Origin of the sequence: Corynebacterium sp. CNJ-954 (assembly GCF_001942345.1) — a bacterium.
In the GTDB taxonomy this organism is placed as follows: domain Bacteria; phylum Actinomycetota; class Actinomycetes; order Mycobacteriales; family Mycobacteriaceae; genus Corynebacterium.
Genome location: NZ_MKKI01000044.1, coordinates 26,640 through 40,377, shown reverse-complemented (window position 1 = coordinate 40,377; position 13,738 = coordinate 26,640). Strand labels below are relative to the sequence as shown.

Below are 13,738 nucleotides of genomic sequence, written 5' to 3'. Positions count from 1 at the left end.
CTTGATAGCTGAATCGTCGACACGGTGTCTTAACCGGAAACAGTCTACCCGTTACCCCGGACGATGCCGCGAAGGGTCTCCAGCCGGGGACGGAGGGTGTGCTCGCGACCGTGGTCGGTCGGCTCGTAGTACCGTGCCGCGGTGAGATCCTCCGGCAGATAGTCCTGCCGGAGGACACCACGGGGATCGTCGTGCGGGTAGCGGTAGCCGACGGCATTGCCCAGTGATTCCGCCCCGGAGTAGTGGCCGTCCCGCAGGTGTGGTGGCACCACCGGACCACGCCCGTCCCGCACATCGGCCAGCGCGGCGTCGATGCCCCGGATCACCGAGTTCGACTTGGCGGCAGTGGCGATGTGCACCGTGGCCTGCGCCAGGGGGATCCGTCCCTCCGGCATGCCGATGAAACTGACCGCCTGGTGGGCGGCCACGGCGACCTGCAGTGCCGACGGATCGGCCATCCCGACGTCCTCGGAGGCGTGGACCACCAGTCGGCGGGCGATGAACCGGGGGTCCTCCCCCGCGTCGATCATGCGTGCCAGGTAGTGCAGGGCGGCATCCGGGTCCGAGCCGCGCAACGACTTCACGAAGGCGCTGGTGATGTCGTAGTGCTGGTCGCCGTCCCGGTCGTACCGTGCCACGGCGCGGTCGGTGGAGGCCCGGACATCCTCGACGGTCAGTGCCGTTCGGTCCTCGATCCCTTCGACCGCCGCCTCCAGGTAGGTCAGTCCCCGTCGGGCGTCGCCGGCGGCGAGAGCCGCGAGCAGGTCACGGGCATCGTCCTCGAGGGTTACCGCGCCGTCGTATCCGCGGGGGTCGCCCGCGGCCCTGGAGAGCAGGGTCGCGATGTCGGCGTCCTGCAACGGCCTGAGCTGGACGAGAAGGGAGCGGGACAGCAACGGCGACACCACCGAGAAACTCGGGTTCTCCGTGGTGGCGGCGACCAGCAGCACGGTCCTGTTCTCCACCGCCCCCAGCAGGGCGTCCTGCTGGGTCTTGGAGAAACGGTGGACCTCGTCGATGAACAGCACCGTCGACTCCCCGCGGCTCAGGAGCCGCCGGGCATTGTCGATGACCGAACGCACCTCCTTGACACCGGCATTCAGGGCGGAGAGCGCCTCGAACCGGCGGCCCGACGCACCGGCCACCAGGGAAGCCACCGTGGTCTTGCCCGTCCCGGGAGGGCCGTAGAGGATGACGGAGGAGTCCCCACGGCCGTCGATGAGACGACGCAGCGGAGAGTTGTCCCCGAGGACGTGGGACTGTCCGACGACCTCGTCCAGTGAACGTGGACGCATCCGGACCGCCAGCGGCGCGTGTGCCCCCGGGTGGAAGTAGGAGTCCGCCGACCGGGTCGGCGCGGGCTCACCGTCGCCACCCGCGGCGGGGACGTCGAAGAGGCTGTCGTCTCCGTTCATCGCACCGACCGGCTCTAGCGGACCTGTGGTTGGGCCCCGAGCTTGGCCAAGGTGGTCAGCAGCTCGGCGGCGAAGTCGCGGACGGCGGTGAAGCGCTCGTCCACCTGGTTACGGTCGGCGAACCGACGTACGGCCTCCACCGTCGTGGCGAGGTCGGAGAGGTGCTCACTCGGCATGTGGTCGAGGCGTCGCACCCCCTCGGCAGTGGAACCGGAGGTCTCGATGACCGCGAGAGTGCCGTGGTAGAGCAGGGACAGGCTCATCAGTGCCCAGCCCACGAGAGACGCCATCAACGCTTTCTCCAGCCGGCCCTCCTCACGCACCGCGGGCCAGACCACAGACACCTCGGTCGACCACGACTCGATGAACTCGCGGAGTTCCTCGGAGTCCAGCAGCGGAGTGGTGATGTCGTGGGGGAAGCCGGCGATCACGCAGGCGACGTCCGAGACGATGTCACGGAACCCCGCCCACTCGTAGTCGAGGAAGACCACGGTGTCGGCGAGCATGATGTTGTCGGGAGTCAGGTCGAACGGGGTGAACGCCTGCACCCGGGTGCGGGACTGGCGCTGACCGGCCTCATGGGCGAACTCCTCCACCGTGGGGTCGACCGTGACACCGCTGCGACGGAGAAGGTCAAGACCCTGCTCGACCAGTGCAGCGACGTCGACGTCCCGGTCGGTCACCCGGGAGGCGGGGAGGTTGTGCCTCGAGTGCTGGCGGCGGTTGAGCGTGTCGAAGGCCTCCTGGCCGTCGGCGGTCGCCACATGCATGCGTCCCAGGGCGCGCCCCAGCTTGCGCAGCGCAGCGGCCCGGTCCATCTCATCGTCCATGGTGAGGATGTCGGAGTAGTTGCGTCCGTCACCCGAATCCGACAGCACCATGATGCGCTCGTCGATGTCATGGGCGAGCAGCTGCGGCCCGGGACGGTGCTCCTCGGCGAGGGTGTTGGTGTACTGGTAGGCCACCACCTCACGGATCATCGCCGAGATGGCCTCGGCATCCGCGTCGCCGGGTCGGCCGTTCTCCCCCGCCGTCACCGGCGGCAGCTGTTTGATGACGACCGTGCGCTCCTGGAGGAACGGGTTCGGCGAGACCTTCACCCGGATGACCAGTGAATCCCCGCTGCCCCCGAGATTCTCCGGGTGCGTCAGCTCTGGGGTGCCGCCGAAACGGCTCCCCAGCAGGTGTGTGGCACTGGCCAGTGCGTCGTCGATGCTCAGCACGTCGTTGTCCTCTCTCGGACGTCCCTCCATGGTCGAAGGACTCAGGCGTTCTTCTTGGGTTTTGCGTCGATCCCGGACTCCTTGCGCTGCTGCGCGGTGATCTCGCCGGGGGCGTCGGTCAACGGGTCGACGCCGCCACCGGACTTCGGGAACGCGATGACGTCACGGATGGAGTCGTAACCGCCGAGGAGAGAGACGATGCGGTCCCAGCCGAAGGCGATGCCGCCGTGGGGCGGGGCACCGAAGGCGAAGGCGTCGAGCAGGAAGCCGAACTTCTCGCGGGCCTCCTCCTCGGAGATGCCCATGACCGCGAAGACCCGCTCCTGGATGTCGCGGCGGTGGATACGAATCGACCCGCCGCCGATCTCGTTGCCGTTGCAGACGATGTCGTAGGCGTAGGCGGTGGCCTCGCCGGGGTTCTCGTCGAAGGTGTCGATCCACTCAGGCTTCGGAGAGGTGAAGGCGTGGTGGACAGCGGTCCACGCCGAGTTCCCGAGTGCGACGTCGCCGGAGGCGGTGGCGTCGGCCGCGGGCTCGAACAGCGGTGCGTCCACGACCCAGGTGAACGCCCAGTCGCCATCCTTGATCAGTCCGAGCCGCTCGGCGATCTCGCCGCGGGCGGCACCCAGCAGGGCGCGGGAGGACTTCACGTCGCCTGCGGCGAAGAAGATGCAGTCGCCCGGCTTTGCGCCGACATGTGCGGCAATGCCCTCACGCTCGGCCTCGGTGATGTTCTTGGCCACTGGGCCTGACAACGTACCGTCCTCGCCGACGAGGATGTAGGCCAGTCCCTTGGCTCCCCGCTGCTTGGCCCAGTCCTGCCAGGCGTCGAGGGTACGACGGGGCTGCGACGCACCGCCGTCCATGACCACGGCACCGACGTAGTCGGACTTGAAGACGCGGAAGGACGTGTTCTCGAAGAACTCGGTGCACTCGGTGATCTCGATGTCGAAACGCAGGTCAGGCTTGTCGGAACCGTAACGACGCATCGCGTCGGCGTAGGTGATTCGCGGGATGGGGGCGGAGATCTCGTAGCCGATCTGCTTCCACACAGCGGCCAGGATCTCCTCTGCCAGCGCGATGACGTCCTCCTGGTCGACGAAGCTCATCTCCACGTCCAGCTGGGTGAACTCCGGCTGACGGTCGGCACGGAAGTCCTCGTCGCGGTAGCAGCGCGCGATCTGGAAGTAACGCTCCATACCCGAGACCATGAGCAACTGCTTGAACAGCTGGGGCGACTGCGGCAGGGCGTAGAAGCTACCCGGGCGCAGACGGGCCGGCACCAGGAAGTCGCGGGCACCCTCGGGGGTGGAGCGGGTGAGGGTCGGCGTCTCGATCTCGGTGAAGTCCTGGTCGATCAGGACGCTGCGGGCCGCGGCATTCACCTTGGAGCGCAGGCGCAGTGCGCGCGCCTGGCTGTCCCGGCGCAGGTCCAGGTAACGGTACTTCAGACGGGTCTCCTCGCCGACCTCTCCCCCGCTGGCGGAATCGTCGATCTGGAACGGCAGCGCCGCGGACTCGTTGAGAATCTCGAGGCCGGAGACGTTGAGCTCGATGTCACCCGACGCCAGGTTCGGGTTCTCGGAACCCTCCGGGCGGGCCTCCACAATTCCGGTGACACGCAGGCAGTACTCGCTGCGCAGTGCATGCGCCCGTTCGGCGACCTCGTTCTCGCGGAACACCACCTGGGCGAGTCCGGAGCGGTCACGCAGGTCGATGAAGATCACTCCACCGTGGTCCCGTCGACGGGAGACCCATCCGGTGAGGGTTACCTCCTCGCCGATGTGGTCGGAGCGAAGGTCACCACAAAGATGGGTCCGCAGCACGTCGCGTTGTCCTTTCGGATAGTTCGGAATAACCCCGGCTGGCACGGTGATGCCGCCCGTGGCTCGATATCAGCGGCCCAGTGTACTACCCCGTCGCCGCACGGGGAACAACGGTGGCATGCTGGAGGGTGAGGTCGAAAGTCGACCGAGATGAAAGGACGGTCATCATGGCAGAGAATGCTTCCCCGACACCGGACGACGGCGCACAGGCCCAGGGGCGGCAACGCCACCCCGACTCCGACGGTATCGCCGACCAGGTCACCGTCGAGGACACGGTGGTCACCCCGCTGGATTCGCGGGACCCGTACCGACTGTTCTGGCTGACCAGCCAGATCGTCCTGTTCGTCTCCACGCTGGTCGCCGCCGTCGCTCTGATCTACGGCATCGCGACCGGGACGGAGAGCTCGTGGATCAGCGGGATGGCCTGCCTCGGGATCAGCATGCTGTCGGTGATCGGCCTCCTGCTGGCGAGGTTGGGGAGCGACCTGAAATCGGCAGGGGTCATCTGACCGCCGTCAGGTCGGCGGTCACCGGGACCGCGTGTCAGGCACCGATGCCGTCCCAGTTGATCCGGCCCAGGGTGGCGTCGTAGATCTGCTGGGCGATGTCCCAGTTGCTGTAGGCCGCCCAGTCCCCTGCGTCGAGGGCCTGCTGTGCGAGGGCGATGATGTCCATTGTTCCGGTACTCCTGCGGGTCGTTGAGGGTCTCTATTAGTCATCGTTGCCGTGAATCACGGCAGATGTGAATTGAAGTATAGTCTTCCGCGTCACAAACTGCAGTTGTGTCGTGCCACATGCGTCCCATACGTCCCATGAGCCCCTACGGCCCCCGCCTGCCCGCTACACTGCCACCATGTCCTTCAACAACAACCTGTCCGGCATGGGTGGACGGGCCCGCTCCGGTGGGAGCTCAGGCGGCGGCGGTCTCGGCATCGGTGGCGGTGGGCGCCCGGGCGGTAACCGCGGCGGTGGGATCCTGGGGATGCTCCTGATGAGCAGGATCGGCCGACGCTTCGGTATCCCCGGGATCCTTGTCGTGGCCGCCGTGATCTTCGTCGCCAACGGGGGGCTGGGCATGTTCGGCACGGACAGCTCACGCGTCAGCGAACAGGGTGCGGACGGGGCAGGCGGGAACCTGGAGCACTGCGCCACCGTCGAGGACGCCAACACCTACGACGACTGCAGGATCGAAGGCACCGCCATCTCGCTGGACACCGTGTGGTCGTCCCTGCTGCCCGAACAGTCCGGGATCAACTACTCGGAGCCTGGCCTGGTCATCGGTGACGGCCAGGTCAACACCGGATGCGGCACCGCGTCGACGGCTCAGACCGGACCGTTCTACTGCCCGGGCGACGAGACCGTCTACATCGGCGACGACTTCTTCTCGCAGCTGTCGTCCATGGGCGGATCGGACGGTCCCTTCGCACAGATGTACGTCGTCGCGCACGAGTTCGGTCACCACATCCAGAATCTCGAGGGCAACCTGGGGCTGTCCGACTACGACGACCCGGGCGAAGACTCCAACGCCGTGAAAATGGAACTGCAGGCCGACTGCTATGCCGGCGTCTGGGCGTCCCACGCCGACAAGGGCGAGGACGCCGTCCTGGATCCGGTGACCCCCGAGCAGGTCAACCAGGCCATCACCTCAGCCCAGGCCATCGGTGACGACGCGATCCAGAGTGCCGGCGGCGGGCAGGTCAACCCCGACGCCTGGACCCACGGTTCCTCCGAGCAACGCCAGTACTGGTTCACCACCGGGTACGACAACGGAACCATGGCATCCTGCCGACAGGACTTCCGTTGACGCCGGGGAAGTACACCTAGGCGTCGCGGATCAGGTCGGCCGCGCGCTCACCGATCAGCATGCAGGTGATGTTCGGGTTGACCGCCACCAGCTGCGGCATCACCGAGGCATCGACGACCCGCAGGCCCGTCACACCCTTGACGCGCAGCTCCGGGTCCAAGGGGGCCATCGCATCATCGGTGGCACCCATACGCACTGTGCCGGCCGGGTGGTAGACGGTGTTGTGCGTCCTGGACACGTAGTCGGCGATGTCCTCGTCGGACTGGACGTCGGTCCCGGGGAACAGTTCCCGTCCCGCGTACTCCGCCATGGCGGGCTGCGCGACGATCTTCCGGGCGAGCTTGATGCCTTCCACCGCGATCCGCATGTCGTAACCGTCCTCGTCGGTGAAGTAGCGCGGATCGACCTTCGGCTTGTCCCGGAAGTCGCAGGAACGTAGCCGGACCGTGCCCCGCCCCTTGGCGTGGGTGATGTTCGGGGTCAGGCAGAACGACTCGTCGGCGGTGGGGTACCCCTGCCGCCGGGTATGCATGTCGAAAGGCATCGACCCGTAGTGCATCATCAGGTCGGGCAGGTCCAGACCGTCGGCACCACCGTCGTCCACCATGTCGAAGATGCCGATCTCCCACCACTGGGTGGCGTCGCGGGTCATCGGCACCTTCGACTCCCAGGAGATCACCGCTTCAGGGTGGTCCTGGAGGTGCTCACCGACGCCGGGTGCGTCCACGATAGTCTCCACGCCGACCTCGGCGAGATGCGCGGCGGGACCGATGCCGGACAGCATCAGGAGCTTCGGGCTGTCGATTGCGCCGGCGGAGATGATGACCTCGCGCGCAGCGGTCACCGTCTTGAGCCGGCCGAAAGGATTGTCCAGGTACTCGATGCCGGCCGCCCGCGGGGTGCCGTCATTCCCCTCGGAGAAGATCACCCGTGAGACCTGGCGGTCGGTGAGGATGTCGAGGTTCTCCCGGTCGAGGACAGGGTGCAGGTAGGACACCGAGGAGGACGACCGGACATTCTCGTCCGTGGCGTTGATCTGGAACCAGTCGGCACCGTGGTTCACTGTGGCACCCTCGTTGAACGGAGTGTTGGGGAGTCCCTGCTGTTCGCAGGCCTCGATGATCGCCGCACCCACAGGATCCTTGTGCGGGACCGAGCGCAACCTGACGGGACCGTCATGCCCGTGGTGCCCGCCCTCACGGTCATTGTTCTCCAGGCGTTTGATCAGCGGGAGCACGGTCTCCGAGTCCCAACCGGAGGCGCCCAGGGAGACCCAGTGGTCGAGATCCTGCGCCGGGGTATGGAAGGCGATGCAGGAGTTGTGCGACGAGCAGCCGCCGAGGACCTTCGCCCGGGCGTGTCGCATGTGGGAGTTCCCGTTCTCCTGGGGCTCGATGGGGTAGTCCCAGTCGTACCCGGACTCCAGCAGACCGGGCCATTCCGCGAGGTTGAGGATCTCCGGCTTGTCCACGTCGGTGGGGCCCGCCTCGATCAACGCGACGGTCACGGCCGGGTCTTCGCTCAGACGGGACGCGACCACGGCTCCGGAGGAACCGGCTCCGACGACGATGTAGTCGTAGTTGTCTCGCATATCTTCTCCTTCTCGTGTGTCCGGGTGCTACTTCTGGGGGAACCAGCCACTCGCGGCGGGTTCGGTGTTCTCGTAGATGTGCTTGGCCTCGCGGTACTCCTCCAGGCCGGCCAGTCCGAGCTCACGTCCGGTACCCGAGGCCTTGAATCCGCCCCACTCGGCCTGGGGGACGTAGGGGTGGTAGTCGTTGATCCACACGGTGCCGTGGCGCAGTGCCCGCGACACCCGGTTGGCCACTCCGCGGTCAGAGGTCCACACCGCACCGGCCAGACCGTACTCGGTGTCGTTGGCGGTGGTGATCGCCTCCGCCTCCGTCGTGAAGGTCTCCACGGTGATGACCGGGCCGAACCCTTCCTCGACGACCGCAGGGTTGTCCGACGTGCAGTTGTCCAGCACCGTCGGCGCGTAGAAGCAGCCGTTCTCATGCTCGGGGCCACCCCAGTGGCCGCCACAGCGCAGTGTCGCTCCAGCCTCGATACCGCGCTGGACGTAGTCGGTGACCTTGTCGCGGTGCTCCGCGGAGATCAGCGGGCCGGTCTCGGCCTTCTCGTCGAAGGGACCTCCCATGACGATCCCCTCGGCACGGCGGACCAACTCGTCGACGAACCTCTCCTTGATGCTCTCCTCGACGATGAGACGGGTCCCTGCCGAGCACACCAGGCCGGAGTCGAGGAATCCGGCGTTGAGAGCGTTGTCCACCGCCGCGTCGAAGTCGGCGTCGGCGAAGACCACGTTCGGGTTCTTTCCGCCGAGCTCGAGCGCGACCTTCTTGACCGTCGGCGCCGCTGCCGCCGCAATCCGGCGACCGGTGACCAGTCCGCCGGTGAACGAGACCATGTCCACGTCCGGGTGTGACGACAGTGGCGCGCCCGCCTCGGCTCCGGCGCCCAGCACCAGGTTGGCGACACCGGCCGGCACACCGAGCTTGTCGAGCACGTCGATGATCAGGATCGCGGTGTGCGGTGTCAGTTCAGCAGGCTTGAGGACGAAGGTGTTGCCGGCGGCGATCGCCGGGGCGATCTTCCAGCTGGCCTGCAGCAGCGGGAAGTTCCACGGGGTGATCATGCCGCAGACACCGACCGGCTCGTAGACCACCCGCGAGAGCACCGAGGAGTCGCCCGCATCGACGAGGCGGCCCGGATGCTGGTCGGCGATCTTGCCGAAGAACCGGAAGCAGTTCATGATGTCGTCCATGTCGCCCTCCGCCTCAACCAGACGCTTGCCGGTGTCGAGGGCCTCGGCGCGGGCGAATTCGTCTTTGCGCTCCGCCATGGCGTCGGCGACCTTCAGGAGCAGATCTCCGCGGTAGGCCGCCGAGGTGGCCGACCACTCCCCCGCGTCGAAGGCCCGTCGGGCGGCCGCGATGGCCTTCTCCGTGTCAGCTGCGGTCGCCTCGGATACCTCGGCGACGACCGTGCCGTCGGCCGGGCAGGTGACCGTGCGTGTGCCGCCGTCGGTCGCGCCCACCCACTGTCCGTCGATGTAGAGCGTCTGTGGTGTGTCAGTCATGTGTGCTCGCTTCCTGTCTTTTCAGAGTCGTTGTCGTCGTCTGTCCAGAGTGCCGGTGCCGTGCCGTGGACATCGGCGGTCGGAGTACCTCTGTCGCCGGTCAGGGACATGTACTCCACATGCATATCGTAGGCGTCCAGGACGTCGGCGATCACCTGCTCCTTGGAGTACCCGAGGATGTTGTGGCCCCGGGAGCCCGTGGCAGAGAAGATCTCCAGCGTGAAGTACACGTCGTGGTCCACGTTGAGGTTTACCGCGAAGTTCGGGACCTGCCCGGGCACCGGGTACGCCTGGTACTTGAAGTCGTCCTGCCCCGGGAACTTCACCAGGAGGTCGACGAAGTCGATCGGGTACTCGGGATGTGATTCCCGGGTGAGGGTGACATCCAGGCCGAGCTCGCGAAGTTCATCGGCGACCTCACCGATCGCGGGGGCCGCGGTGTTCTCGACATAGGCCTGGGTCTCGGCTGCCGACGGGAAACTCATCCTGCGTTTGAGCCGGTTTCTCCAGGCCAACCGTGGCTGTGGGGTTCCTGTCCGGTCCGACAGGGCCCCGGGCAACGACAACGAGCGGGACTGCAGCCAGTGTGCCTCGGCCCCCAGCACACGCCAGATACTGAACATCAGCAGATACATGATCACCGAGAAGGGCAGTCCGATGAGCACCGTCGCAGCCTGCAGGGTGTACACGCCGCCGATGAGCAGCATGACCAGGGTGAGTGCGCCGGTCAACACGGCCCACACGATGCGGAGCCACGGCGGGCCGTCGGAGTCCTCCACATTCGGCTTCGAGGTGATGTTGGCCATCACCAACGACCCGGAGTCCGCGGAGGTGACGTAGAAGAGCAGGCCGGTGACCACGGCGAGTGCGACGGCGAAGGTTGCCCCGGGATACTGCTGCAGCAGGAGGAAGAACCCGGATTCGGGTGTGTTCACCGCAGTCTCGAGGAACTCCTCGTCGCCGTCCCGGAAGAATCCGAGCGCCGCGTTGCCGAAGATCGAGATCCAGACCGCGATGAACGTGAACGGGATGACCAGCACACCCAGGATGAACTGACGCAGCGTGCGGCCGCGGGAGATCCTGGCCAGGAACAGACCGACGAACGGCGCCCAGGCGATCCACCACGCCCAGAAGAACAGCGTCCAGTCCGACTGCCACTGGTCGGCCGGATAGTCGGCGGCACCGTCGCTGTAGGCGAAGGTGTTCAGGATCATCGAGGGGAACCTGGAGACGAAGTCACCGATGTTCTGGACCAGTGCGTTGAGCAGGTCGGCGGTCTTCCCCATCACCACGATCCACGCCATCAGGACCAGGGCGAGCCAGACGTTGAGCTCGGAGAGCCGACGGATCCCCTTGTCGACACCCGACACCGTGGAAATCACGGTGATCAGGACGGACAGTCCGATCAGTGCGATCTGTACACCGGTGTTCGTCGGGATCCCGAAGATCTCGGCCAGTCCGTAGTTGAGGAACACCACCCCGATACCCAGGGACACGGCGATGCCGAAGGCGGTTCCGATGGCCGCGGCAATGTCGACGCTGTGCCCGACAGCGCCGTGGATCCGCCTGCCGAACACCGGTGCGAGGGCGGAACGGATGCTCAAGGGCATGTGGTAGCGGTAGGCGAAGAGGCCGAAGGCCATCCCCATCAGGGCGTACATGGCCCACCCCGGAACTCCGTAGTGGAACATGGTCCACAACGGCGCCATGCGTGCCGCCTCATCGGAGAGTTCGGCCGTCTCCGGCGGGGTGAGGAAGTTCGTCGCCGGACCGGACACCCCGAAGAACATCAGGTCGACCCCGATGCCCGCGGCGAAGAGCATGGCGCCCCAGGTGAACAACCGGAAACGGGGTTGGGAGTGGTCGGGGCCGATTTTGGTGTTCCCGACCCGTCGGAAGGCGATGATCAGGACGAACACCACGACGACACCGGCGGTGAGTATGTAGTACCAGCCGAGGTTGGTGGACACCCAGTCCTTCACCGAGTTGATCACGGTGTCCGCCTGGTCGGGTGCCAGCCACGCCCAGATGACGAACGCCGTCATCAGCCCGGCGGACACCGCGAACACGGGCCAGTTGACGGCGGAACTCTTCCCTGTGTGTGAAGACTCCTCATTCTCGGAAGAATAAGATTCATCCATAAAATTACTCCTATGAGCTCAGTTTCAGATCTCTGTCATGAATAGAACTTTCAGGATTCAGAAAACCAGGCTAGCGCACAGGAGCAGAAAACTCTCCCCGGGGCGGGGTCAGCCCTCGCCCAGGGCCTTCTTCACCACGAGCTCCACGTCTTCGACGGTGACCTCCTCCTGCTGACGGGTCGACAGGTCGCGGACCACGACGGTACCGTTGTCCAGCTCACTCTCGCCGAGGACCAGGGCGAAGAGGGCTCCGGCACGGTCGGCACCCTTCATCGCCCCCTTGAGGCCCCGGTCGCCGTAGGACATGTCCACGCTGACCCCGGCCCGACGCAGACGGTCCACGATCACCGCCATGCGACGCTTCGCGTCGACACCCATCGGGACGCCGTAGACGTCGACGCGCCGACCTGTCGTGGGAGACACCCCCTCGGCCTCCAACGCGAGTACGGTCCGGTCGACACCGAGGCCGAAGCCGATGCCGGAGAGGTCCTGACCGCCGAGCTGGGCCATCAACCCGTCGTAGCGTCCGCCGCCACCGATCCCCGACTGCGCCCCGAGGCCGTCGTGGACGAACTCGAAACAGGTCTTGGTGTAGTAGTCGAGTCCTCGGACCAGCCGCGGGTTGAGGGTGTAGTCCACGCCCATGTCATCCAGGGTGCCGGTGACCGTCTCGAAATGCTCACGTGCCGAGGTGGAGAGGTTGTCCGGCATCAGCGGGGCGTCAGCCATCATCTCCCGGACGTCCGGGCGCTTGTCGTCGAGCACGCGCAGCGGGTTGATCTCCGCCCGGCGACGCGTCTCATCGTCCAGGGGCAACGCGAACAGGAACTCCTGGAGCTTCGCCCGGTACTGCGGTCGACAGGTCTCGTCACCGAGGGTGGAGAGCTCGAGCCGGAACCCCGACAGGCCCAACGCCCGGTAGCAGCGGTCAGCCATCGCGACGACCTCGGCGTCCAGGGTGGGGTCGTCCACACCGATCGCCTCGACGCCGACCTGCTGCAGCTGACGGTACCGCCCGGCCTGGGGGCGCTCGTACCGGAAGAACGGTCCGGAGTAGGTCAGCTTCACCGGCAACTGCCCGCGGTCAAGGTTGTGCTCGATGACGGAACGCATCACTCCGGCGGTGCCCTCCGGACGCAGTGTGACCGAGCGGCCGCCCCGGTCCTCGAAGGTGTACATCTCCTTGGAGACCACGTCGGTGGACTCCCCGACCCCCCGGGCGAACAAGGCGGTGTCCTCGAACACCGGCAGCTCGATGTGACCGTACCCGGACTTGTGGATGACGTCCTCGAAGGTGCTGCGCACAGCATGGAACGCCGCAGATGCCGGTGGTACGTAGTCCGGCACCCCCTTGGGGCCGGCGAACGTCTGGACCTGTCCGGTGGAACCGGTGCTGCTGGTGTCACTCACGGGGACCAACTATAGCGACCTGCCGACGGCCTCACACCACCCCCTGCAGGAACCCGTTCTGCTCCTTCTCAGCACCGATGGTCGTCGCGGGCCCGTGACCGGGGACCACGGTGTCGTCGTCCTCGAAGGTCGTCACCAGGCGCCGCAGGCTCTCCACCATCGCGGCGGGTTCCGAGAACGGCAGGTCGGTCCGTCCGACACCGCCGCGGAACAGGACGTCTCCTCCGAGAATCAACCCCTGACCGTCCACGACACCCCGGAACATGACGGACCCCGGAGAGTGGCCCGGCATGTGGTGGGCGACGAACTCGACCCCGCAGACCGTCAGGACGTCCCCGTCCGCCACCGGGGTGGGCACCTCGGGGGTGTCCATCGTGGAGACGTCATGGGCCTCCCCCGACGGCCCCATCCCGTCGAGCACCTCACGCTGCAGGAAGACGTTGTCGGCCGGGTGCATGTGGGCGCTGACACCGTAGGTGGCCTGGACCGCAGGCAGGTCGCGGACATGGTCGATGTGACCGTGGGTGAGCACGATCCCGGTGATCCGCAGTCCCTTCTGCTCCACTGCCTGGGCAATGAGCCCCTCGGCCCCCATTCCGGGGTCGACGACGGTCGCGTCCGTCCCGTCATGCAGCAGCAGGCAGTTCATCTCGAAGGGGCCGGTGGGCAGTACTTCCACAGTCAGGTTCGCCATGGCAGCCACCCTACCGAGAAACCGGTCGGCGTTCCCACGGGGAACACACAGCAACCAGGAGGCCTCGGTAGTGGAGTCGGAGGGGCCGGGGTGGAACAATGGGGCCGTTGATCTACGACCACCCC

At 66.6% G+C, this 13,738-nt stretch carries 11 protein-coding genes; 2 read left to right on the top strand and 9 right to left on the bottom strand.

The window, feature by feature from the left end; translation table 11 throughout:
- Window positions 1-44: 44 nt before the first annotated feature.
- Genes BJF89_RS15310 through aspS form a run of 3 tightly spaced genes read right to left on the bottom strand, consistent with a single transcriptional unit; the run spans window position 45 to window position 4,464 of the window.
- On the bottom strand, window positions 45-1,415 hold the full coding sequence (locus BJF89_RS15310) for a replication-associated recombination protein A (RefSeq protein ID WP_075815956.1): 1,371 nt from the start codon (window positions 1,413-1,415) through the stop codon (window positions 45-47).
- Window positions 1,416-1,429: 14 nt separating this feature from the next.
- Entirely contained in the window at window positions 1,430-2,638 is a 1,209-nt protein-coding gene (locus tag BJF89_RS15305; RefSeq protein ID WP_075816099.1) for a phosphotransferase, read from the bottom strand.
- 41 nt (window positions 2,639-2,679) lie between these two features.
- Window positions 2,680-4,464, bottom strand: coding sequence for an aspartate--tRNA ligase (gene aspS / locus BJF89_RS15300; protein WP_075815955.1), 1,785 nt, complete (start codon window positions 4,462-4,464; stop codon window positions 2,680-2,682).
- Between the two features lie 167 nt (window positions 4,465-4,631).
- On the opposite strand from aspS, the gene BJF89_RS15295 reads away from it, so the two are divergent.
- Window positions 4,632-4,973: a hypothetical protein gene (locus tag BJF89_RS15295; RefSeq protein WP_075815954.1), complete on the top strand. Its 342-nt coding sequence runs from the start codon at window positions 4,632-4,634 to the stop codon at window positions 4,971-4,973.
- Between the two features lie 34 nt (window positions 4,974-5,007).
- Here the strand turns inward: BJF89_RS15295 and BJF89_RS19755 are convergent, their stop codons facing one another.
- Window positions 5,008-5,139: a hypothetical protein gene (locus BJF89_RS19755; protein WP_255372692.1), complete on the bottom strand. Its 132-nt coding sequence runs from the start codon at window positions 5,137-5,139 to the stop codon at window positions 5,008-5,010.
- 178 nt (window positions 5,140-5,317) lie between these two features.
- Between BJF89_RS19755 and BJF89_RS15290 the strand changes: the two genes are divergently transcribed.
- Window positions 5,318-6,268, top strand: coding sequence for a neutral zinc metallopeptidase (locus tag BJF89_RS15290; RefSeq protein ID WP_075815953.1), 951 nt, complete (start codon window positions 5,318-5,320; stop codon window positions 6,266-6,268).
- Between the two features lie 16 nt (window positions 6,269-6,284).
- Here the strand turns inward: BJF89_RS15290 and BJF89_RS15285 are convergent, their stop codons facing one another.
- The 5 genes from BJF89_RS15285 to BJF89_RS15265 form a co-directional block, all read right to left on the bottom strand.
- A complete protein-coding gene (locus tag BJF89_RS15285) occupies window positions 6,285-7,859 on the bottom strand; it encodes a GMC family oxidoreductase (protein ID WP_075815952.1) in 1,575 nt (524 codons plus the stop codon).
- A gap of 27 nt (window positions 7,860-7,886) precedes the next feature.
- Entirely contained in the window at window positions 7,887-9,368 is a 1,482-nt protein-coding gene (locus BJF89_RS15280; protein WP_075815951.1) for an aldehyde dehydrogenase family protein, read from the bottom strand.
- On the bottom strand, window positions 9,365-11,509 hold the full coding sequence (gene betT, locus BJF89_RS15275) for a choline BCCT transporter BetT (protein WP_075815950.1): 2,145 nt from the start codon (window positions 11,507-11,509) through the stop codon (window positions 9,365-9,367). Before betT ends, BJF89_RS15280 begins: the two co-directional genes overlap by 4 nt.
- A gap of 108 nt (window positions 11,510-11,617) precedes the next feature.
- Complete coding sequence (gene hisS / locus BJF89_RS15270) at window positions 11,618-12,919, bottom strand: histidine--tRNA ligase (RefSeq protein WP_075815949.1); 1,302 nt, start codon at window positions 12,917-12,919, stop codon at window positions 11,618-11,620.
- 31 nt (window positions 12,920-12,950) lie between these two features.
- A complete protein-coding gene (locus BJF89_RS15265; protein WP_075815948.1) occupies window positions 12,951-13,613 on the bottom strand; it encodes an MBL fold metallo-hydrolase in 663 nt (220 codons plus the stop codon).
- Window positions 13,614-13,738: the final 125 nt, after the last annotated feature.

Coding starts and splice junctions, on each gene's coding strand:
- BJF89_RS15295 (WP_075815954.1), top strand. CDS start 4,632: ATGGCAGAGAATGCTTCCCCGACACCGGACGACGGCGCACAGGCCCAG.
- BJF89_RS15285 (WP_075815952.1), bottom strand. CDS start 7,859: ATGCGAGACAACTACGACTACATCGTCGTCGGAGCCGGTTCCTCCGGA.
- BJF89_RS15280 (WP_075815951.1), bottom strand. CDS start 9,368: ATGACTGACACACCACAGACGCTCTACATCGACGGACAGTGGGTGGGC.
- BJF89_RS15310 (WP_075815956.1), bottom strand. CDS start 1,415: ATGAACGGAGACGACAGCCTCTTCGACGTCCCCGCCGCGGGTGGCGAC.
- betT (WP_075815950.1), bottom strand. CDS start 11,509: ATGGATGAATCTTATTCTTCCGAGAATGAGGAGTCTTCACACACAGGG.
- BJF89_RS15265 (WP_075815948.1), bottom strand. CDS start 13,613: ATGGCGAACCTGACTGTGGAAGTACTGCCCACCGGCCCCTTCGAGATG.
- BJF89_RS19755 (WP_255372692.1), bottom strand. CDS start 5,139: ATGGACATCATCGCCCTCGCACAGCAGGCCCTCGACGCAGGGGACTGG.
- BJF89_RS15290 (WP_075815953.1), top strand. CDS start 5,318: ATGTCCTTCAACAACAACCTGTCCGGCATGGGTGGACGGGCCCGCTCC.